This window comes from Halomonas sp. KHS3 (assembly GCF_000830495.1).
GTDB lineage: Bacteria > Pseudomonadota > Gammaproteobacteria > Pseudomonadales > Halomonadaceae > Vreelandella > Vreelandella titanicae.
On record NZ_JWHY01000002.1, the window covers coordinates 616,237 to 638,187 of the forward strand.

A 21,951-nucleotide genomic window follows, 5' to 3' on the forward strand; every position below is an offset into this window, starting at 1 on the left:
ATGACGATTCGAGGCGAAATGCTGATAGGTCAACAATCAGTGACCGGCACCCAAGCCAATATTCAAGCTGTTAACCCAGCCACCGGTGAAAAACTAGAGCCTGTCTATACTGGCGGCAGTCGAGCCCATGTTGAACAAGCCTGCGAGCTGGCTGAAACGGCCTATGCCATCTACCGCGAAACGTCTCTCGAAGAGCGCGCTACGTTTTTAGAAACCATCGCCAGTGAAATAGAAGCGATCGGTAGTGAGCTGATTGAGCGTGCCATGGCTGAAACGGGCCTGCCCCAGGCACGCATCGAGGGTGAGCGAGGCAGAACCTGCGGGCAACTGCGACTGTTCGCTTCAGTAGTGCGTGCCGGTGAATGGCTTGATATACGCATCGACCCGGCCATGCCGGATCGCCAACCGCTGCCGCGTGCTGACCTGCGTCAGCGTCATATCGCCCTGGGGCCTGTCGCTGTCTTCGGTGCCAGCAATTTTCCGCTAGCATTTTCGGTTGCGGGGGGGGATACCGCTTCGGCCCTAGCGGCTGGTTGTCCTGTCGTGGTTAAAGGCCACTCAGCGCATCCAGGTACTTCTGAGCTGGTAGGGCAAGCGATTCAAAAAGCCGTAAAAGCCTGCAATTTACCGGAAGGCGTTTTCTCGCTGCTGTTTGGTGCCGGTAACGAAATTGGCCAGGCGCTGGTGGATGATCCGCGTATTCAAGCGGTTGGTTTCACCGGCTCGCGCAGTGGCGGTATGGCGCTGATGAAAACGGCGCAAGCAAGGCCTCAGCCGATCCCAGTCTACGCTGAGATGAGCAGTATTAACCCTGTGTTCTTGCTACCAGCGGCACTTAAAGCGCGCGGTAAAGCACTGGGCGAAGCCTTTGTTGGCTCACTCAATATGGGCGCGGGCCAGTTCTGCACCAATCCTGGCTTGGTCATTGCGGAAAAAGGTCCTGAGTTGGATGCCTTTATTGAGGCAGCGCGAGGCGCCGTGGAAGCCAGCGGCGCGCAGACAATGCTGACGCCGGGTATCCACCGCGCCTATCAAGAGGGCGTGACCAGTCTGAGCGGCGCAGCCAAAGTGCGCGAAATCGCCCGTGGCCAAACCGGCAGCGACTACCAGTGCCAGACAGGCCTGTTTGCTGCCTCAGCGAGCGATTTCCTTGCATCAAAAGCGCTGCAAGCGGAAGTGTTCGGCGCCACCTCGCTGGTTGTTGAGTGCGAAGACGCGTCGGAAGTAAAACGTGTTGCTGAACAGCTGGAAGGCCAGCTCACCGCCACACTGCATATGGACGACGCCGATTTGGATGCCGCTAAAGCGCTGCTGCCTACGCTTGAGCGCAAGGCAGGGCGTATTCTCGCCAATGGTTGGCCCACGGGTGTCGAGGTGTGCCATGCCATGGTGCACGGTGGCCCGTTCCCGGCCACTTCTGATTCGCGCTCGACCTCCGTCGGTTCGGCGGCCATTCACCGCTTCTTACGTCCGGTTTGTTACCAGTCCCTGCCAGAAGGCTTACTGCCCGATGCGCTGAAAGAGGGCAACCCGCTGAAGGTGTCGCGGTTAGTTGACGGCAAACGCGAGCTGTAATTAACGGGGGGTTACCAGCCCCCTTCAGCGATATCAGAAGGGCCGCTTTAATCCTAACTTGCCGCCTCAATAAACCCTTTGGCTCTGGGATCTTGTATATAGGCTACATTAAGCCGGAGCCAGGGCGTTGGCTGGTGATCGGCGAAAAACAGATGCCCCGGCGATAGCGTGATTTCCCACCGGTTAGCCAGTTCACTCAGGGTTTCAGGGGCGATGGCTACCGGTGGTTTTGCCCACACAAACATCCCACCAGCCGGTTGGGTATACACCTCCCAGCCGGCATTTTTCAGCATCGTTAGTGCCATTGCCATTTGATTGGCGAGCTTGATGCGCAGCCGTTCGGTAAGCTTCCGGTAGCTGCCGTTTTGCAGCAGGGTGGTGACCACTTGCTCGGCAAACCGCGAAGCGGAGATGCTGGTCAACATCTTGATATCCACAAGGCGCTGCACCCAAGCCACGGGGGCGGCGACAAAGCCTACTCGCAGTGAAGAGGAGAGGCTTTTCGAAAAGCTGCCCAGGTAGAACACCCGGCTCAAACCGTCTAGCGCTGCCAAGCGGGTGGTGGGGGTGTGCTGAAAATCCGCGTAGATATCGTCTTCAATAATCTGAAAATCGTGTTGCTCGGCGAGCTGTAACACTCGGTGCGCCACCGCCGGGGTGAGCGTGCTGCCCGTGGGGTTGTGAAAAACGCTGTTAATGTAGAACAGCTTTGGGCGGTGCTCGGCCAACAACACCTCCAAGCGCTCGATATCAGGCCCATCGGCTAATCGCGGCACGCCAATCACGCGGATTCGCTGTAAGTGCAGCAGGCCGAACAGATTGTAATAGCCCGGTGATTCCACGAAGACCACATCGCCAGGCTCAAGAAGCATCCGCACCAGTAGATCCAGCGAATGGCTGCCGCCACCGGTCATCACGATCTGCTGGGCGTCCGCAGTAATCGCCATTGGGCGCAGGCGTTCCTGGATTAAACCGCGTAAATCCTGCGGCCCTTGAGGGGTACTGTACTCGAAAATTCCCGAACGGCTTTTACGTGCCACTTGGCGAATGGCGTGAGTTAGGTCATCGCCTTCGCGCCAATCACTGGGCAGCCAGCCGCAGCCCAGCTTGAGCGCGTGCTCGTTTGCACTGAAAAGCCCCCATAGCCCGTTGGTGACCTCTTCCAATCCACTTGTAGCTGCGGGTTGTGATACCAGTGCTACCGCGCTATCCGCCACATAAAAACCTGAACCGGGTCGTGAACGCACTAAGCCGGAAGCGACAAGCCGTTCGTAGGCTTCAATCACCGCATTACGGCTGATGTGGTGGGTGGCGGCTAAGCGACGAATAGAGGGTAAACGACGGCCACCACCGGCACCGTGAGTTGCAATCCAAGCGCGAATACCCGCTTCGAGCTGCTGGGCGATGGGCGTTGTGGCGTGCCGATTAACCTCTAGTTTCATAACGTTCCCTATGGCTTTCAACTGTTCGCTAAAAGGGCGGAACAGTGTCTGGAAAGTGGGGGTTAAGTGTACCTTACCGCTGCGCAGTAAGCGTGGGAGGGTAGCGGTTCAGCGCCATCGCCTCTGGTTATCTGCCTGCTGAGGACAGGTTTCCGCGAGGGCGCTGTAAACCCATCCATGGGCGCTACTTTTGACATCCCTGTCAAAAGACCCTCGCTTCAACCTGCCCTCGCACTTGTGATTATTGAGACACAACTATGAATTTAGCTATCAATAAAAGGAGCGCAGCCTGCCTGGCGTTTGCGCTATGTACGATTACCACGGCGGTTAATTTACAGGCCCCTCTTTACGATGCGCTGGCGGCGCGGGATGGTTTGGGCGTTGGCGCCACCAGCATCGCCTTTGCCTGCTATGTGGTGGGTATTGTGCCGGTACTGCTGGGTTTAAATGGCTTGGCTGACCGGGTAGGGCGCAAGCCACTAATCATTGCCGCGCTGCTGTTATGTCTCCTGGCGACCGGGATTACCCTAATAGCGCCCGGTTTGTTGGCGCTAGGAGTTGCACGCTTTCTGCTGGGTATTAGTACGGGGTTAACGTCAGCGGTGGCGCCCGCTTATATGCAGATGCTGTTGGGTGGGCAGGATAACCGTGTGGCGACTACCTATGTGACGGCCAGTACCGCGCTCGGGTTTGGGTTAGGAGCAGCGGTGACTAGCCTGTTTGTTTTCCACACCCCAAATGTATCGCCACCCAGCCTGTGGATTTATTTGGCGACCGCTTCGTTGGCGCTGGTGGTGGTCACCACGCTTAAGGATCGTGCACCGAGCACCACTAAAAGTCCTATGCTGCGTTTGCCCAGCTATCCCCAAGGGGCTATCTCCTATGGGGTGGCGATTTTGTTGGCCTGGGCGTTGGTGGGGCTAGTGATTGCGATTCTGCCTTCGGCATTAAGCCAACACGGTTTATCCGCCTGGAGTGGCTTCGCCACCTTCGGTATCTGCAGCTGCGGGGTGCTGTTTCAGCCCTGGGCGAGAAGACTTGCGCCGCGCAGCGCTACCCAACTGGGGCTGGTGATTTTGCCGATTGCCTACGGGTTGATCGCCTTGGGAGCGGTTCAAGGTTATCTTGCGGCGGTACTGCTGGGCACGGTAGCAGCCAGTAGCGCCTGCTATGGGTTTATCTACCTGGGGGGATTAAGCGGCGTGTTGGCGATTGCGAATACCTCGGCTAGTCAACAAGCCACCCAAGCCAGCGCGGGCTATTTCCTGATGGCCTATCTGGGCTTCAGTATCCCGGTGATCACTACTGGGGTACTCATTGATGCCGTAGGGCATACCTTGGCGTTAACGCTATTTGGCCTTGCGCTACTGGTGGGCGTGATCGCCACGCTAGTTCTATTGCGCAAGGCTCGGTAACTTGGACAGCTGATCTATGGTTGCTTCTCTACCAATAGACCACAGGAGGGCGCTGCCCAGCGGGTGTTGGCAGTAAACACCACATCACACACCACGGGAGAGTAGTAGCGGCGCACCTCGTCATCGACGCGTGCCCTGAGTAAATCCTGGGTGGAGACCGAAACATCGGATGCGTCGGGTAGTACCACATGCACTATCACATATAGCAGGCGCCCAGGGCGAACCATGCGCACCCGCACCTCTTGGGTGTCGGTATCCGCCAGGGCACTCGCCACGGCTTGGCGAACGGGCACCGCGATAGCCTCTTCCGGGGTTCTGTTGAGCAGCTCCTTCAAGGCTTGGGAGGCCATCCGCACCGGCACGCCTAAACACAGCAACACCACCGCAATGACCAACACCGAATCCACGTAGGGCAGAATTGTCTGCCAGCCTAGGCGCTCAAACAGCATCACCAGGCAGAAAGCGGCTAGCACGGCGGCAGAGATAACGCTGTTGACTAGCCAGTTGAGTTTGTCTGCCGCCACCAGTGGGCTGCTTACGTGGCGCTGGCTGCGGTGCATCACCCAAGCGGTGAGTGAACAAGCCGCGGTGGCGAATAGCGCGTACAGCACCGCCAAGCCTGCCGCGATCTCACGGCCGCCGGTGAGTAGGGCGGCAATGGCGTCGACCAAGGCAAAAATAGACACGCCTAAAATAAGCAGCCCTTTGCACAGATTTACTAGCGACTCAAAGTAGCTATAGCCGAACGGATAGGATTCGCTATCGGGGCGGCTGGCTAACTTGCTCACCTTGATCGTCACCAGGGCAACACTGAAATAGATCAGATTAAACAGCCCATCCAGTAGGATCGCCTGGGAGTTGGAGGCTAACGTAGCAATAATGCCTGCACAGCCAATTAACAGCGCCATAAAAGCGGAGAACGCTAGAGTGCTTGATTCTGTCTTCACGAAGGTTTCTTCCAGTGTACATAGTCAAAATAGCCAATAAGCATAGCAACTTTGTTGGTCACAACGTCAGTGGCTTATTGAATGCTGGCTGCCTGTTTGATGAGTCTTCGGCCCTATTTTGTAAGAGATCTCTTACAAGCGTGTAAGACATTGACGCTTCGTGCCCTCAAGGGGTTGCCCTCTGCCCCTGGCTCGCTATCCTGACTGCCTCTCATTAGCAGTTGATGATCCAAGGAGCGGAGCGATGGCGGACAAAACGGGCCTACAGTTTACCCTGACCCTACCCGGGGCCGATGACACCGCCGTGGTGCGCTTTACCCATCGTGAGGCTCTCTCTGAGCCGTTTTCGCTCTCGGTTGAGTTTGCCAGCCGCACCCACAATCTGTCGCCCAGCGACTGCTTGGATCAAAACGCCACCCTGACCATTTGGCAGGACGGCGAGCCGCTACGTCGTGTCCATGGGATGATTTCAGAGCTACACCGCGGCGATCGTGGTCATCGGCGCAGCTTTTATCGGGTGGAGATTCGCCCCGCGCTGTGGCGGTTATCGCTGCGCCATAATTCGCGTATCTTTCAGGACACCTCACCTTTTGACGCCATCACCACCCTCGCTAACGAGCGCAGCCTCACCGATATCGGCTTTGCCACCACCCGTACGCCCCTTGATCGGGAGTTTCTGGTTCAGTACCGGGAGACCGACCTAGCCTTTATTGAGCGTTTAGCCGCCGAAGAGGGCTGCTTCTATTTCCATGAGTTTGAGAACACTGAAGGCGGCAAACACCAGCTGGTGTTTGCCGATGCCACCGTGGTGCTGCCCAGCGTGGGCGAGCGTACCTACCACGGCCGCGCCGGCGGTACACCGCCCCGACGCCATGTGCGTAAGTTGCGTCAGGCCAACCGGGTGCGCCCCGCCTCGGCCATGCTCAAGGACTACACCTTTAAAAACCCGCCCTACGCGCAGATCCACGAGCGCCTCGCGCCAGGATTGGGCGAGCATGCCCAGCGGGAGGATTACGAGCACTTTGATTACCCCGGCCGCTATAAGAAGGACGCTTCCGGCAAGCCCTTTACCCGCCACCGCTTAGAGTCCCTGCGCGCTGACGCCACCACCGCCGAGGCCGAGAGTGACCTGCCCGAACTCGCCCCGGGCATCTGCTTTACCCTCACCGACCACGATATCGATAGCCTTAACCGTGCCTGGCAGGTGGTCTCAGTCGTACACCACGGCGAGCAGCCCCAGGCGCTGGAAGAGGACGGTATGGCCCGGGGAAATAACGGGAGCAGTGCCCAGTCAGGCGAGCTGATGACCCGCTACCACAATGACGTGGTGATCATGCCCCGGGATCAGACCTTTCGTCCGGTGCCCAACCCTAAACCTCGCGTTGACGGTCCCCAGGTGGCCTTTGTGGTCGGCCCCGAAGGCGAAGAGATCTACTGCGACGAGCACGGCCGGGTCAAGGTGCAGTTTCCCTGGGATCGTTATGCCGAGCCCAACGAGACCGCCAGCTGTTGGGTACGGGTGGCTCAGGGTTGGGCAGGCGGTGGCTACGGCAGTATGGCGATCCCCCGGATCGGCCACGAGGTCATTGTCTCGTTTTTAGAGGGCGACCCCGATCAGCCGCTGGTCACCGGGCGCACCTACCACGCGGTGAATACCCCGCCCTATCCACTGCCGGCCAACAAGACCCGCACGGTGATCCGCACCCAGAGCCATAAGTCGGAAGGCTTTAACGAACTGCGCTTTGAGGATGCCACTGGCGAGGAGCAGATCTGGCTCCACGCTCAGAAAGACCTGGAGCTGCTCACCCTTAATGACCGCACCGAGGAGATCAAACGCGATAGCCATCTCAAAGTGCACAATGACCGTATCAGCGAGATCGACAACGACGAGCACCACACGGTGCACCGCCACCGCTTTGAGCACACCGAAGGCGCCCAACATTTAAATGTTGAAGGCACTATGCATATGCGTGCCGGGCAGGCCTGGCTAAGCGAAAGTGGCCGGGAACTGCATATCAAGTCGGGCCAAAAAGCGGTACTCGAAGCCGGTAGCGAAATCACCCTCAAGGTAGGCGGCAGCTTTATCAAGCTCGACGCCAGCGGTATCACCATCGTTGGCCCCCAGGTCAAGATCAACGCCGGTGGCAGCCCCGGCAATGGCACTGGGCAAGCCGCCGAGCCGCCCAAACTGCCACCGGTGTTAGAAGGTAAAGATCATGACCGGGCAGAAGCGATAGGGCATTCGCCGTTGCTAAGTAGTGATATTGAGCCAGCTACGCAATACGCCGCGCTGTTGCAAGAAAGTGCGTTATGCCCACTGTGCTCCCCTCGTAAGGAGGCGAAGTAACCATGGCCACTGTTAATCAGCCTACCCACTTGCTCAACGCCACAAGTTGGCAATGGCCGCGTAACCGAAACGTTTTTCTTATATTAGATGGCGTAAGGGTCAAAAAAATCGCACAGCGCTTATATACCTGGTCAGACGGCAACCTAAACGCTGAATTACTTTATGCAGGCACGCCCTTGTCATCATTGAATGACATTTCACCATGGCTAATCCAGCTTTCGGGGCCCCAGGATTTGGTATTGAAAAGCTATCTGGCTCAAGGAACGCTGCCTGAGTGGGGCTATTTAATCGAAAGTGACGCCTCTCTAACCGACGTGGCAAAACACTACCGCCAACTATTGGTCGTGTTACACCCCTTGGGAACACCCATGATGCTAAGAGTGGCTGACCCCGCTGTTATTGCCGCCATGCTGCCGAATAATAGCTCAACGGCCACGGCCCCATGGGGGCCCATACAGCAATTACATTTGCCGGATGCAGTGAAGAGCGCGTGGCAGCATCCAGAGCCCGGGCACTCCGCCACGGCACCGCTAATGATTGATGTTAGCGGCTATCAATTGAGCGAAGAGCAGCACCAACGATTGCAGGTCTGCAATAGACGCCGCGACATTCGCCACCTGATGACATTTGTAGAACAGCTTCATGACGGATGGCCATGTGTCGACTCAGCCCTACAGCGTTTTCGGTTACTCGCGTTATTAGTCGAAGATGCGCGTCATTACGGTTTCAACTCGCCTAAAGAGTGGGCACTGCTGTGCACCTTAATGGCTCGTTTGAACCTCACCTCCTGGGAGGCGCTAGAAAAGCATTCGATTTATCCATTGTTAATCGCCAGCAGCGATTCAGCCCTGCAGCGCCTAAAGCAAGCGCTAGCCACTACTTCACCAAAAACTGGGTCACCAAACACCGCCGCTGCGGCGATATAAGGAAGCTAACGATGTCTGCGTTTGAACGTCCCTCAGATGACCGTGACAATGCCGAATTTGCCGCCCACGAACTCTCTTCGCGGGATAGCGAAGAAGCCGCTACTTGCCCTCTCTTCACCGGCAAAGTGAGGCTGGTGCCGCTTCGTTACGGCATTGTAGAAGAGCTTGAACCAGAAAAAAGCATGCCTTACTCACTGACAGCTCGCCCGCTAGGGATACGCCTGCTGCGCAATGGCTTTCTCTATGTATTGGATGGTGAAAGCAACGAACTGCACGAGTACGAGTATCGCGATCAAGGGGACACCCTTAAGGGGCACAATGGCGGCAAGCTCGAGTACGAGACTGACCGCACGCTTTACGTCTGCTTTTCAGAGATCCAGTGGACGGGCGCAAAACGCGCCCAGGTGCAAGAAAGCGAAGAAGATCGCGATGCCTTTATGCAAGCGGTCAGTCTTGCCAGTGCCAATCCGGTTACCGGTGGAGGCAGGGATCTGATCACGACAGCCCAGGCAGAAGAGTGGGTGGCTGAATTTGCAGAAGACGTCGAGCTAGAGGTGCCGGAAGAAGGTTACGAGCATGAGGCGGAGCCTTATCTCTGGGAAAATGATCACTACTACCACAAAACGCGTTTAGGCAAGCTGCTCGCTCAGCATGAGGTGGAGGATCGTGACGAGTGCCTTTGCCTGATTGCGCGCGATGATATTGGCGTGATGCGTGATTTAGCGCAGTTCCAGGATGAAGTCGTGGGGTGGATAGAGCAGTGGGCCACTGAGAAGGAGGGGCATACCGAGCGGGATTACATGCTGGCCTGCTATATAGAGTCGCTCTCCCAACTGAACGAAGCGTCATTGGACGACATGCGCCAGATGTCCGATGATCCCGCCGTTCAGGCGATGTTGGATGAAGTTGCCGCGATGGAGGAGCCTCGGCAAAGCGAGGTTCGCCAGGAGCTGCTTGATTTTCTCAATCAGGAAAGTAATACCGGTAGATTGCCACAGTCCTACGACCCGGACTTACCCGAAGATCTTAAAGAGCGCCTTGACGACATCCGTGACGATGCGAGTCTCACTAATTCGCGCGCAATCTCTGATCGGCTGAATAGCGAAGTTCATCGCTACTACATTGAAGAGAGCCTTAGCGACAGCTTAGGAAGAGACTTTGTAGATCGCCACAGCGAGGCGCTGCTTTCGATGAAGCAGAAGCACAACGAGCGGCTCAAGGCTCTGCTAAAAGGCAGTAAAATCGGAGAGCGAGGCATTAATGACCTGATTGATCGGGGGCGCATGGATGACTTCCTCGCTGAACAGCGTCCCCGCCTGCAGCGCTGGAATGCTTTGCTCGATACTATCTCTGATGATCGTGCCGATATGCTGTGCAATACACGCTTCCATAACGCTGCCTGGTATTTTGATGCCCAGGTTGACGAACAGGTACATGAAGGCTTCAAAGCCCAGTACGGCTGCTTGAAAGATATCTGCCGCAACGATGAAGTAACGGAGCGGATAGCCGATTGGCTGGAGGGCGCGCCGTACTACGACCGACCGCTGTTCCATACGCTGCCGCTTGCTGACCAGAATGATTTCATCAGCCAGTACTCTACTATTGCTAATGCTGGCTACGGTACCTTGCTCAAACTGGATGATTTACGCAGTGAGCTTACGTCCCTAGAGGCGGGGCAGTTACCTGCCATTGATACACTGCCTGATAATACTCAGGTTATTGCCGATAGTGCTCATCAAACCTTGGGGCCCGCTATCTCGCGGGGAATCGCCCAGGTTATGGAAGAGTTTTATCAGGGTATCGACCGTCACTCGATGCCTGACATTGAGGAGCTATTCCGGCGCTTGCCCAAGGCTCTACCAGCGAGAATTCTGGATGCTGCTCAACGCACGGGTGCCACCTTTGTGGTGGCATCGCCTGAGGAGTTAGCGAATTTTCGTCGCACCGTGCAGCGTGTTTTGACGCTGCGTGAGGAGCTTGACATTATTCGCAAGCGCCGCAACGAGGTGAAAAAAACCGCCGGGCACCGCTCCCCTGAAGCTAAAGATCTGCTTAATGAATTCAAGCGCCTGCGCCATGAACTACAAACGGTGCATGAGCCCGCCCTTGCTAAAGCCATTAGCCCAATCGAAGAGCTTCCCGAGAACAGCATTCGTATCGCGGGGGCTAAACCCGGACGGATTGGTCTGACAGCGATATTTTCCGCCGCCCAGCAGGCTGAGGTGGGCAGGTTAATTAGCAATATACGTCAAGGGATTGCGGCAGCGCCGAGGGTCAATCTAGCTGGGGATGGGTTGGGGCTTTTGGTGTTTGCGGCTCAATTATCTACGTTTGGCGAGGCTTTAAGAGGTTTGTGGAGGCAGGTAAATACAGGGCAAGACGTTGAAGTGTTAGCTTTTGTTAATAGCCTGTCTGCGACTGGAAGTGCAGGCTTCCTCGCAGCTCAAGGAATTATGGATACAGCCCTCGGTGCTAGAACGAAAACGCTTGCCGGTGTCTTCAATCTGCCCGGTGCTCAAAGTGTGAGCTCTTCACTTGGAAGGTTACATGTTTTCCTTGGTGGTTTTACATACTTCTTTGGATCTTTTGCAGCGTATTCAAGTTTTTCTAACCGGCACGGAACATGGCAGGAAGCCGTCCGTAGCGGTAACCGTAGTGCTCAGAGTGCTGCCATGGCGAGCACAATAGGTGCGGGTGGCATGCTGGGCGCCAATATATATGGGTTAACCCATACACTACAAACAGGTTTCTCGGTGTTATTCCGAGGCGCTGAGTGGGCCGCGGCGGGTACACGCCTGGGGACGGTGTTTTGGCGCTTTAATCTCGCCGGGGGCTTGTTTAGCATACTTGAACTGGGAGGGAGCTGGCTGACTAACTATTACAGTATTAGTCGCCATGACGAATGGTTGCTTTCCACCCCCTGGAGCCAGGATGCCTCTAAAGCCGGTAATGATACGCTTGAAGCCTATCAGTTGCGGTTACAGGAGATCGCCCGGGCACCCAAAATCAATGTCACGATTGAAGAGGCTGACAGCTGGTGGAAGAGGAAAATAAGTGGGCCAATATCGGTCGATTTTAAACTCGCCTTGCCTATTAGTCTTCAAGACCTCACAGCACCCTTTGGCGGCAAGGCGCCGGTGCGCCTTTCCCTGGGGGCCTACCAGGTGCACCCTGAAGATGGTGGCCGAGATTATCGGCCTGAACGTTGGGTGACGGCTACCGATAAGATCGTGGAAAGCTTGTCCCTTGCGGATAAAGCGCCACTCGCGTTTGCCCTGCCTCAGCCCGAGCCGCTGAACTCAATATCCGCACGCCCCACCCATAATGTTTTTGCCGTTCGGCTGGAAGTGCTGGGCCGCGATGGCCAATACCAGGCTAACGATTACCATATTTACCTGTCGCCTGCTGGAGGCAGCGGAGATTACACGCCATCGGATGTTGCTATTCGTGGTCAAGAGGCCCCGTGGCAATACATCGACCCTCTTCTTTTTTAATTGATTTAAGGCACCCCTATGTCGGCCAAGCAACACCCAACGCCGCGCCCGGATATCCTCCAGCCCCACCGGGCTGGAGATGTCGAGCCCTTTCCAGGTGGCAAGGTTATCTACCTTTCCCCTGCTCCCTTGCCCACGGAAGCGGCGCCCTTGGATTTCAATCAGGCGATTGGGGAAGTAAACGATGCCTACTTGGATTTCGGCGGCAGCCTTCCCACGCCATTTACTTGGCAGTTTACGTTAGGCATACCTTTTATAGGGTTTTTAATGCTAGCTTTTCTTCTGCCCTTGATTGGAGGGGGGGCAATTGGGATATATGGAAAAGATGTAGATGCATTTTTTCTGGTTACTGGACTCGTATTTGATGAGGTGTTTTCTCAGGCCGTAGTGTTCTCGACATTGGTATTACTATTAGCCTTAGCGATTAAAGCCCACTATCACTTTAAGTTCCGTGAGGCTGTGCCTACGCGTTTTCATCGCCAGCGCCGTGAGGTGGCCTTTGCGCCGGGTGGCGGAAAACCGCCCATCATCGTGCCCTGGGAGAACGTGGCGGCCTGGGTGACCCAGGCGCAGGGGGTAACACAATACGGTGTGCAGCGTCAGTATGGCTTGGGGATAGGCTTTATCGAGCCTGAAACCGGGCAGCAGCACTTCCTGGAATTATCACAGCCGGGCATGCCATTGGCATTGGGGCTTTGGGAAGCGGTGCGGGCTTATATGGAGTACGAGGTCAATACTCGCGAAGAACTCCAAGACCCGCACGGCCTGTATCGCCCCGGTGATCCGCCCTACGAGGGCGTGCACACCTTCCATAATGCCCGGCGCCGGTTGCATCGCCGCTACCGCGAGGGCGAAATAGGCCTGTTCGCGGTCACCATGTGGTACTTGTGGCACATTCTCGACCTATGGACGATACCTTTTCATCTTGCCGAATTGGAGATAAACATCATCCAAAAAGCCGGTCAGAAGACCCTGCCTGCGAGCCTTGATGAGTGGTCGCAACCCTTGCCCGAAGAACAGTGGGCCAAGCCCAGCGAAGAGCTCATGCGCCTATCAAAAGAAGTCAGGCAACGTCATGCCCAGCAGCCAAACCGGCCGATCACGGCTATCTTTGCTGAGGTTTATGCAGAGGAAACGACAATTTCAGCCTGAGGAGTAGGCAGCACATAGACCCCCTTCTTTTTTAATTGTTTTAAGGCACCTCCTATGTCGGCCAAGCAACACCCAACGCCGCGTCCGGATATCCTTCAGCCCCACCGGGCTGGTGATGTTGAGTCATTTCCAGGTGGCAAGGTTATTTACCTGTCGCCAGTCCCCTTGCCTACGGGTGTAGCCCCCTTGGATTTCAACCAAGCTATTGGGTAAGTGAACGACGCTTATCTTGACTTTGGTGGAAGTCTCCCTACTCCATTTACATGGCAAGTAGTACTGGGAGGCCCTTTTATTAGTTTTTTAATGTTTGTTTTTGTTATTCCAATGTTGGGGGGAGGGCTAATGTGGTTCATTGGAAAGGATATTGCCCTATTTTATGTAGGGGTTGCCGGGCTTTTTAATGAAGCCTTTGCCAAGGCCTCTGTGATCTGCACCTTGATACTGATTCTCGCCTTGTTTATCAAAGCCCACTACCACTTTAAGTTCCGTGAGGCTGTCCCCACTCGTTTTCACCGCCAGCGCCGCGAGGTCGCCTTTGCACCGGGTGGCGGAAAACCGCCCATCATCGTGCCCTGGGAAAACGTGGCAGCCTGGGTGACCCAGGCGCAAGGGGTAACGCAATACGGTGTGCAGCGTCAGCATGGCTTGGGGATAGGCTTTATCGAGCCTGAAACAGGGCAGCAGCACTTCCTGGAATTATCACAGCCGGGCATGCCATTGGCATTGGGGCTTTGGGAAGCGGTACGGGCTTATATGGAGTACGAGGTCAATACTCGCGAGGAACTCCAAGACCCGCACGGCCTGTATCGCCCCGGCGATCCGCCCTACGAGGGTGTGCATACCTTCCACAATGCCCGGCGCCGGTTGCACCGCCGCTACCGCGAAGGCGAAATAGGCATGTTCAAGGTCACGATGTGGTACCTGTGGCACATTATCGACCTATGGACGATTCCTTTTCATCTGGCGGAATGGGAAATACGCGTTATCCAAAAGGCCGGACAGAAGACGCTACCGGCGAGTCTTGATGAATGGTCGCAACCCCTGCCCGAAGAACAGTGGGCAAAGCCCAGTGAAGAGCTCACGCGCTTATCAAAAGAAGTCAAACAGCGCCATGCGCAACACCAAACCGGCCGATCACGGCTATCTTCGCCGAGGTTTATGCAGAGGAAACGCTACTCTCAGCCTGAAGAACCGAGAGTGGGTGCGCAACCAGGTCGCTTAGCGATAGTGTATCAATAACCCAGTATTGGAGAGTACAGCATTGAGTGAAAAAGAAGCCTGCACAAAAGAAGAGAAAGCCTTAGTTGAAAACATTGATTTCGAGTGTCCCTCATGCAGCTCTTGTTTCTGCGAAGATTCACCATGGATTGCCGACCTTTTGAAAGCCAATAAGGCTACTTGCCCAAATTGTGAAGGTGAGTTGCTGATTGGGACTGAAGACAAGGATCGCCTAGCGAGTGTTATGAAGAAAAGAGAGCGATTCGGGAAGGCGATGGTTGTTTTTATGCTGCTCTACACCCTCGGGGGACTAATCGTGTCTCTCTACTTTGGCGGACTTGGGTTTATTCTTTATATGCCCGTCGGGCTGGGGATTTTTGGTTTACTGAAGGCGCTCGTTGATAACCAGGCTGATTTGACAATTGGTCTGAATAAAGCCTGATGATGGTAATTTTGTCTATTTGGTAGAGGGTTGATCAGGATATTAGAAGTGTGGCTGGGTTTTGGAGTCAGTTTCTTAACCTATACCATATTTTAAAAAGAAGTGGTTGGATTTAAGGATGTGCTTTTACTGAGTTGTTGTTTTTGTATTTTTTGATGTTAATGTTTTCTCTCTTTTAATTTAGGACGTACTATGAATGGCCGTATGCAGGCGCAAGTCAGCGCTCTTCGAGAAATGAAAATTTCCTCATTTTCATTAAATGACAATCTTTTTTGCCTTTTAAACTATTCGCCCAGTAATAGCCATACGGATTTAAAGCATCGGCTGCGGCATAACGTTCAGCAATCCTGCTTAAATGCCGAAGAGGCCAACATGATCGAGTCTGCTCTAGTGGACTCTGCTATGCGTTTGAAAGCAGAGGTGGCGTGGTTGCCAGGTGTTGGTTTTACCCAAGCCCTCCAAGCGGTTGAGGGGCAGCTTGATGAGGATTCGCTGAGCCCACCATTTGCTAGGTTTAACTCGTCGGTTCACAATTTAACAGCCGAAAGTATATTAAATCCTGATACGGTTAACAATGTATTATACGAGTGGCAGAAACTTAATAAATCTACCTTATTAGATAGTATTAACCAGCAGCGGCGTGCCGGGCACTTCAGTGAAGTGTCGATGATAGAGCTTGAATACGCCCTGGAATGGCATGCAAAGCGCATTGCTCATGCTGTAGTGAACGCCTTTGAACCGCACGGTGCTTCTGTGCTGGGCAGTGCCTTAATGGCAATAAGTAAAGATGAAAAAATTGATGTTGCTAACAATCAGTTAGCCGTTTTTTTATATGATACGTATCATGAAAATGTTGCTGGTTTGCTAGCAGAGTTAGAAGAAGGTCTTGAGTCTATATCTACTGAAATTTATCAAGCGGTTAGTTCAGAGAAAAGATTGTCCTATGAGGACACAATGTCGAATGAGCTAAGTGAGTCTGAAAAAGAGCTTTTTGAGTATGTCGCTACCGCTGAAAATAAAGCCCGTAACTGGGTGTCTATTGCTCAGCCATTAGTAGCATTTCATAACCGAGCGGGCAGTCGTTTTGTACCCCATGAGCATTTAATGTGGCTTGTTTCAGAGTGTTCTGCAAACCTTAGTTCATCAATCTGCACTTGTTTCAAAGAACTGAACGAGCGCTTGGTTAACCTGGCGTTAGAAGTCGCTCTGGATGCGCCTGATGCGTTGGGTCGCGCACGTTTGATACAAGAACTCTATGTGTATATGACTGCACCATTGACTAGCGATGAATATGAACCTAGCTCTATGCAAAGAGGGGGAGGGCGACAAGATTTCCTAAACGATATTAGACAACATGATGCTCGCCTTGAAAAAGCAGGCAGCCCCATGGCGCTTAGTAATAATTTCTTTAGTGAATTTATCGAATACCTGAAACAGAGCCCCTCCGAACAAGACCAATTGCAAGCGTGGCATACGCTTTTTATTATGGTAAACAGCCTTTTATTGGATCATGCAGAGTATGATCATGCTGCCTCTCAGCTGCTGTTGGTTGAACAGGCCTTTCCCTTAACCAGTGAGCCTGGGCGCCGCCTGAAGCAGTGGTGGTTAGCGTTTATTGAGGATGAAGTTATCAGCCTTCCGCCAGAGCAGGGTGGGCAGCCAATGCCTAAAACTTGCGCGGTTATTCAAGGTGAAACGTTGCTATGTCATCCTGACACTACTCAGCACTCTTCAACAACGACGCTACTCTCACGTTTTTCTTTTAAGAAAATATTAAAATGGTGCGGTATGGTAATCCCTTCAAAAAAATAACGATCGTCAAAAGTAGAGCTTCCGTCACCTAAGCGTAAGGAGATTCTGCATCAGGCAATCAGGTTTTCGATAGCCAGATGCAGTCGATTCTAAAGCAAGCTGAGATTGAGGTGTGTTTCAATAATGTTAAGAGCGGTTCTGGCCGTCCTTAACAGTGTTAAGCAACGTTATCACCCCTCAACCCACACCTCATCACCTTTAAATTCAACCTTCCAGGTACGTAGCTTAACGTCCTCATCCTCTAAACACTGGCCGTCTTCAAGACGGAAGTGCTGCTTGTAGATAGGCGAGGCGACGACCGCCGCACCTTTAAGGTCGCCAACGATGCCACGAGCGATCACGTTGGCGTTTGAGAAGGGGTCATGGTGGTCGAGAGCATAGAGTTCATCGCCCTTTCCTCGTAGCCCGGGCAAGTAGAAAATAGCTACCTGGGCGGGGCCTTCGGCGGTTTCCAGCCAGGCGGCGATGCCAGAGAACGCTACCAGATCATCTTTGGTACAAACTTTTTGCCACGCCGTGTTGTTTTGAGAAGCGTGGTTTTCAAAAGCCTCGCTATTGTGCACATCCGCCATATCCATCTCTTTTTTCAGTGCCGTTGCGGTCATGGGTTGCCTCGTTTTTATTCAGAATCAGTGTCGTTGTCAGTGTCAGGGCCCAGCGTCGCTTAAGCGGGGCGCAGCTGGCCGCGCTCGGAGGTCATAATGATTGACGGATCCGGGCGGTCGTCGTTGACGAAGCTGCGGAAGCGCTTGAGCTTCTCCGGGTCGCTGATAGCGTCGGCCCATTCACACTGGTAGGTATCCACCACGGTTTGCATCTGGCGCTCTAGCTCGTCGTTGATGCCTAAGCTGTCTTCCAGAATCACCTCTTTGAGGTACTCCAGGCCGCCGTCGAGGTTTTCGCGCCACACCGAAGTGCGTTGCAAACGGTCGGCAGTGCGCACGTAAAACATCAAGAAGCGGTCAATGGTGCGGTAGAGCTGCTCGTCGTCCAGGTCGGTGGCAAACAGTTCAGCGTGGCGGGGGCGCATGCCGCCGTTACCGCAAACGTAGAGGTTCCAGCCGTTTTCGGTAGCGATAATACCGATGTCTTTGCTCTGGGCTTCGGCGCACTCGCGGGTGCAGCCGGAAACGCCAAACTTGATCTTGTGGGGTGAGCGCAGGCCCTTGTAGCGGTTCTCTAACTGAATCGCCATGCCGACGCTATCCTGCACGCCGTAGCGGCACCAGGTGCTGCCTACGCAGGATTTCACCGTGCGCAGCGATTTACCGTAGGCGTGTCCGGTCTCGAAGCCTGCGGCAATCAGCTCGCCCCAGATATCCGGCAGGTCTTCCAGGCGGGCGCCGAACAGATCGATACGCTGGCCGCCGGTGACCTTGGAGTAGAGGCTGTATTTTTTGGCCACTTCACCCAGCACGATGAGTTTGTCCGGGGTAATCTCGCCACCGGCAACACGCGGCACTACTGAGTAGGTGCCGTTTTTCTGCATGTTGGCCATAAAGGTGTCGTTGGTGTCCTGCAGGGGAATATGCGCCGCGTCGGTGATCGGCTCGTTAAAGCAGGAGGCCAGAATTGATGCCACGGCGGGTTTGCAGATATCGCAGCCCAGGCGGTGGGTGTCGGCGTTGCCGTGTTTTTCAATCAAGTCAGTGAAGGTTTTAATACCTTCAACGCGCACAATATCGTAAAGCTCCTGGCGGGTATGGGCGAAGTGTTCGCAAATCGATTTATCGACTTCGACGCCGCGAGCTTCCAACTCGTGATCAACCACGCTTTTGAGCAGCGCTGTGCAGCCGCCACAGCCGGTACTGGCTTTGGTGGCCGCTTTGACACCGCCTAGATCTACTGCGCCAGCGTCAATAGTGGCGCAAATATCACCTTTAGTGACGTTGTGACAAGAGCAGATGGAGGCGGTTTCCGGCAGCGCACCGGGGCCGAGAGTGGGCGTGGCGCCGCTGCTTTGGGGCAGAATCAATGAGGCGGGCTCGTCGGGCAACTCAATGCCGTTGGAGTAGTACTGCAGCAGCGTGTCGTAAACGCTGTTATTGCCCACCAGCATGGCGCCGAGCAGCTTTTTACCGTCGCTGGAGACCACCAGTTTGCGGTACTCCTGCTTGATGGGGTCTAGGTAGCGGAACATGCGAGCGCTGGGGTTTTGGTTGCCGTGGGCATCACCAATCGAGCCCACATCCACGCCCAGCAGTTTGAGCTTGGTGCTCATATCCGCACCGCCAAACTGGGTGTCGCCTTCAGTTAGCGTCGAAAACGCCGCCTTGGCCATTTGATAACCGGGGGCGACTAAGCCAAAAATGCTCTGATTCCACAGCGCCACTTCACCAATTGCGAGAATGGCCGGGTCGCTGGTGAGGCACTGGTTATCCACCACCACGCCGCCGCGTTCACCAATCTCCAGGCCGCAGTCACGGGCCAACTGGTCGCGGGGGCGGATGCCTGCTGAGAACACAATCAGGTCGGTTTCCAGCACTTTGTCGTCTTGGAAGACCATGCGGTGGCGGCTTGCCTCGCCATCTTCAATACGCTGTGTGGCCCGTTCAAGAAGCACCTGTACGCCCAGCGCTTCGATTTTTTCCCGCAGTAGCTCGCCGCCCTCGTTATCCACCTGCATCGGCATTAGGCGTGAGGCGAACTCCACCACGGCGGTATCCAGGTTTAATCCGCGCAGGGCATTTGCTGCTTCCAAACCAAGCAGACCGCCACCCACGACCACGCCGGTGGTGGCGTTTTCGGCGGCCGCCTGGATGGCGTCTAAATCGTCCAGGGTGCGGTAAACCAAGCAACCATCGCGGTCATTACCGGGAATCGGCGGCACAAAGGGGAAGGAGCCGGTAGCCAGCACCAGGCGGTCGTAAGGGTAACGGCCTTGTTCGGTGACCACCTCTTGTGAGTTGCGGTCGATCTCAATGACGGCTTCGCTTGTGCGCAGCTCCACGCCGCTGGTGGCGTAGTAATCCGCTTCGCAAAGCGCTAGCGAATCGGCATTGCGGCCGCTGAAGTATTCAGACAGATGCACCCGGTCGTAGGCGCGGTGGCGCTCTTCGCCAAACACGGTGACCTGATAGCGCTCAAGGGCGCCGTTATCGACTAACTGTTCGACCAGGTGGTGGCCGACCATGCCGTTACCAATAATAATAAGCTGCTGTTGGGTAGACATTTAAGCCGCCTCCGACGTTGTATGAGAAGAGTGTTTTGAAGAAGATTGTTTTGAAGAGAGCTCAGAAGAATCAGGGCTGTGTTGAGATGCTTCGCGGAGCACCTCGACATCAGCACCACCAAACAACAAGGCTTGGCGGTAAGCGTTGAGATCGGTACCCGCGAGCGCCTGTTCGAAGTACCAGGGGCCTTGGCTGGTGTCGCCGTAAAGCACCGCACCTTCAATCTGGCCGTCGCGTAGCAGCAGGCGGCGGTAGTCGCCGTGCTCAATGTCGTGGTAATTCAGCACTTCATGCTCGGCGCTGGCCTCGGTGGGGCCAAAGGCGTAGAGCGCTACACCGCTAATTTTGAGTTTGGTAGCGCTGGGAGCATCCGCGTAGCCTTGGGTATGCGTGCCGCACAGCGTCGCGGCGAGCACTTCTACCTGACGCCAGATCGGCTCCACCAGGCCGTAGGTGGTGCCATCGAACTGGCAGCACTCGCCCAGTGCTGAGATCGCCGGGTCGCTGGTGGTGAGCCATTCGTCCACCACAATAGCTCGATCCGTGCGCAGACCTGTCTGGCGGCCAAGTTCCGCATTAGGGGTAATGCCCGCGGCAACGATCACACTGGAGACGTTCAACTGGCGGCCATCGGCAAGCTGCACCTTGGCGACCCGACCCTGGGCGTCACTCTCTAGCCTCGCTAACTGCGCGCCGGTGATGATCTGTAGACCGCGTTGAGTGAGGGTGTCTTTAAGCAGGTGGGCGGCGGTGGTATCCAACTGACGGTTCATCAACCGCTCGCTGCGCTGGAGCACGCTTACGTTGATGTCGCTGCCGCGTTTACGTAACCCCTCAGCCGCTTCAAGACCCAGCAGGCCGCCGCCAATCACGACAGCGTCACCGCCACGCTGGGCAATGGCTTCTAGTGATTCGGCATCTTGCAGGTCGCGAAAGCCATGTACGCCCTCAAGCTCAATCCCGGGAACATCGGGCAGCGCTGGGCGCGAGCCGGTGGCGATGACCAAATGATCGTAATCAAGCGCTCGGCCGCTATCGGTGGTCAATGTTTGGCGTGAGCGATCAAGCGTCTCGACCTTTTCACCCAGTATCAGCGTAACGCCCTGTTCGGCGTACCACTGGGTATCGCGCAGGGTAAGCGCCTCCTGCTGCATCTCTCCGGCCAGCAGTGGCGAAAGCAGAATACGGTTGTAGGCAGGGGTTGGCTCTGCGCCAATCACCGTGATGCGCTGGGGGCGTGTGGGCTGTTTTACCAACGCCTCAATTAGGCGGTGGCTTGCCATACCATTGCCAATGACCACCAGATGGTCGTTGGATGAGCACCGGGAAGTAGTTTCCATGGGGGGCTCCTCTGTGTCTTTGCGGCTGCTTGAGCACCAAACAAAAAAACGCCCCTGTCGCGCACCTCTTTGCAAATAATCGCAAAAGCGTGCGTAACAGGGGCGTCGTTGCCCGATAGCGTCGTTTTAAATACGCGACAACCGCCATTGGCTGCCAGCTGATTAAAAACCTTACCCTGTAACAAGCAAGGAGCTAGCCAACTGGCCGTATAGCATATTTTTTTAAATAACTTCAGCTGCTTATGTTTAGGTGATAGGTAAACGGTGGCCAGGCTCTTCGGATAGACTGCACGGTGATGGTGCGAAAAGAGAGGTGGCCTGCACTCTCAAGCACCATTTAGCGCGCACACAGTGCGAAAAAGAGCGTTGCGTGATGATTTGTTATTTTTTAACCATCTGTTTTTAAATGATTAAATTTTATATGGCCGGTTGTCGGCTTGGCTCTTGCAGTTCCCAAGGCAATAAGTAAGTTAACAAGGGATAAGCGCTCATTGTTTGGCGATGGCAGCGAACAATTCCAAAGCCGTTAGAAAAATAAGTAGCCGTTAGAAAATGTGTAGCTGTTAGTAAATCTTCATTTGTTTGAAGAGACTATTGTAAAGAGTAATGCACCGATGAAGGTGCGCTGTGGCAACGACGTCCAGCCCTCTTCTCTTAATGCGTTTATA

The 21,951-nt window shown here is 54.9% G+C and carries 14 protein-coding genes; 9 read left to right on the forward strand and 5 right to left on the reverse strand.

Going from position 1 to position 21,951, the window contains the following annotated elements:
* Positions 1–1,575, forward strand: coding sequence for an aldehyde dehydrogenase (NADP(+)) (locus tag RO22_RS04990; protein WP_041157764.1), 1,575 nt, complete (start codon positions 1–3; stop codon positions 1,573–1,575).
* Between the two features lie 53 nt (positions 1,576–1,628).
* Here RO22_RS04990 and RO22_RS04995 read toward each other — a convergent pair whose 3' ends face one another.
* Positions 1,629–3,017: a PLP-dependent aminotransferase family protein gene (locus tag RO22_RS04995; RefSeq protein ID WP_041157765.1), complete on the reverse strand. Its 1,389-nt coding sequence runs from the start codon at positions 3,015–3,017 to the stop codon at positions 1,629–1,631.
* A 257-nt stretch (positions 3,018–3,274) separates the two neighbouring features.
* On the opposite strand from RO22_RS04995, the gene RO22_RS05000 reads away from it, so the two are divergent.
* Complete coding sequence (locus tag RO22_RS05000; protein WP_041157766.1) at positions 3,275–4,432, forward strand: MFS transporter; 1,158 nt, start codon at positions 3,275–3,277, stop codon at positions 4,430–4,432.
* Positions 4,433–4,446: 14 nt separating this feature from the next.
* On the opposite strand, the gene RO22_RS05005 is transcribed toward RO22_RS05000, so the two are convergent.
* Positions 4,447–5,379 (reverse strand): cation diffusion facilitator family transporter, encoded by a 933-nt coding sequence (locus RO22_RS05005; protein WP_041157767.1) that lies wholly within the window; start codon positions 5,377–5,379, stop codon positions 4,447–4,449.
* Between the two features lie 244 nt (positions 5,380–5,623).
* On the opposite strand from RO22_RS05005, the gene RO22_RS05010 reads away from it, so the two are divergent.
* The 7 genes from RO22_RS05010 (at position 5,624) to RO22_RS05040 (ending at position 16,770) form a co-directional block, all read left to right on the forward strand.
* Entirely contained in the window at positions 5,624–7,726 is a 2,103-nt protein-coding gene (locus RO22_RS05010; RefSeq protein WP_041157768.1) for a type VI secretion system Vgr family protein, read from the forward strand.
* 2 nt (positions 7,727–7,728) lie between these two features.
* Positions 7,729–8,652 carry a DUF4123 domain-containing protein gene (locus tag RO22_RS23795; RefSeq protein WP_052475534.1) on the forward strand — a complete coding sequence of 308 codons (924 nt, stop codon included), beginning with the start codon at positions 7,729–7,731 and terminating at the stop codon, positions 8,650–8,652.
* Positions 8,653–8,663: 11 nt separating this feature from the next.
* Positions 8,664–12,146, forward strand: a complete 3,483-nt coding sequence (locus RO22_RS05020; protein ID WP_041157769.1) for a toxin VasX — start codon at positions 8,664–8,666, stop codon at positions 12,144–12,146.
* A gap of 18 nt (positions 12,147–12,164) precedes the next feature.
* Entirely contained in the window at positions 12,165–13,298 is a 1,134-nt protein-coding gene (locus RO22_RS24950) for a hypothetical protein (protein WP_041157770.1), read from the forward strand.
* Positions 13,299–13,640: 342 nt separating this feature from the next.
* Positions 13,641–14,537, forward strand: a complete 897-nt coding sequence (locus RO22_RS24955; protein WP_235270471.1) for a hypothetical protein — start codon at positions 13,641–13,643, stop codon at positions 14,535–14,537.
* Between the two features lie 22 nt (positions 14,538–14,559).
* Complete coding sequence (locus RO22_RS05035) at positions 14,560–14,958, forward strand: hypothetical protein (RefSeq protein ID WP_039859246.1); 399 nt, start codon at positions 14,560–14,562, stop codon at positions 14,956–14,958.
* A 192-nt stretch (positions 14,959–15,150) separates the two neighbouring features.
* Positions 15,151–16,770, forward strand: coding sequence for a hypothetical protein (locus tag RO22_RS05040; protein WP_041157771.1), 1,620 nt, complete (start codon positions 15,151–15,153; stop codon positions 16,768–16,770).
* Positions 16,771–16,940: 170 nt separating this feature from the next.
* Here RO22_RS05040 and nirD read toward each other — a convergent pair whose 3' ends face one another.
* From nirD to RO22_RS05055, 3 genes are read right to left on the reverse strand one after another with little or no spacing between them, the layout of a single operon-like run.
* Positions 16,941–17,375 carry a nitrite reductase small subunit NirD gene (gene nirD, locus RO22_RS05045; RefSeq protein ID WP_041157772.1) on the reverse strand — a complete coding sequence of 145 codons (435 nt, stop codon included), beginning with the start codon at positions 17,373–17,375 and terminating at the stop codon, positions 16,941–16,943.
* Between the two features lie 59 nt (positions 17,376–17,434).
* Entirely contained in the window at positions 17,435–19,942 is a 2,508-nt protein-coding gene (gene nirB, locus RO22_RS05050; protein ID WP_041157773.1) for a nitrite reductase large subunit NirB, read from the reverse strand.
* Positions 19,943–21,283, reverse strand: a complete 1,341-nt coding sequence (locus tag RO22_RS05055; protein WP_041157774.1) for an NAD(P)/FAD-dependent oxidoreductase — start codon at positions 21,281–21,283, stop codon at positions 19,943–19,945. It abuts the gene before it with no gap.
* Between the last annotated feature and the right edge of the window lie 668 nt (positions 21,284–21,951).

Coding starts and splice junctions, on each gene's coding strand:
- RO22_RS04995 (WP_041157765.1), bottom strand. CDS start 3,017: ATGAAACTAGAGGTTAATCGGCACGCCACAACGCCCATCGCCCAGCAG.
- RO22_RS04990 (WP_041157764.1), top strand. CDS start 1: ATGACGATTCGAGGCGAAATGCTGATAGGTCAACAATCAGTGACCGGC.
- RO22_RS05040 (WP_041157771.1), top strand. CDS start 15,151: ATGAATGGCCGTATGCAGGCGCAAGTCAGCGCTCTTCGAGAAATGAAA.
- RO22_RS23795 (WP_052475534.1), top strand. CDS start 7,729: ATGGCCACTGTTAATCAGCCTACCCACTTGCTCAACGCCACAAGTTGG.
- RO22_RS05000 (WP_041157766.1), top strand. CDS start 3,275: ATGAATTTAGCTATCAATAAAAGGAGCGCAGCCTGCCTGGCGTTTGCG.
- nirD (WP_041157772.1), bottom strand. CDS start 17,375: ATGACCGCAACGGCACTGAAAAAAGAGATGGATATGGCGGATGTGCAC.
- nirB (WP_041157773.1), bottom strand. CDS start 19,942: ATGTCTACCCAACAGCAGCTTATTATTATTGGTAACGGCATGGTCGGC.
- RO22_RS05010 (WP_041157768.1), top strand. CDS start 5,624: ATGGCGGACAAAACGGGCCTACAGTTTACCCTGACCCTACCCGGGGCC.
- RO22_RS05055 (WP_041157774.1), bottom strand. CDS start 21,283: ATGGAAACTACTTCCCGGTGCTCATCCAACGACCATCTGGTGGTCATT.
- RO22_RS05020 (WP_041157769.1), top strand. CDS start 8,664: ATGTCTGCGTTTGAACGTCCCTCAGATGACCGTGACAATGCCGAATTT.
- RO22_RS24950 (WP_041157770.1), top strand. CDS start 12,165: ATGTCGGCCAAGCAACACCCAACGCCGCGCCCGGATATCCTCCAGCCC.
- RO22_RS24955 (WP_235270471.1), top strand. CDS start 13,641: ATGTGGTTCATTGGAAAGGATATTGCCCTATTTTATGTAGGGGTTGCC.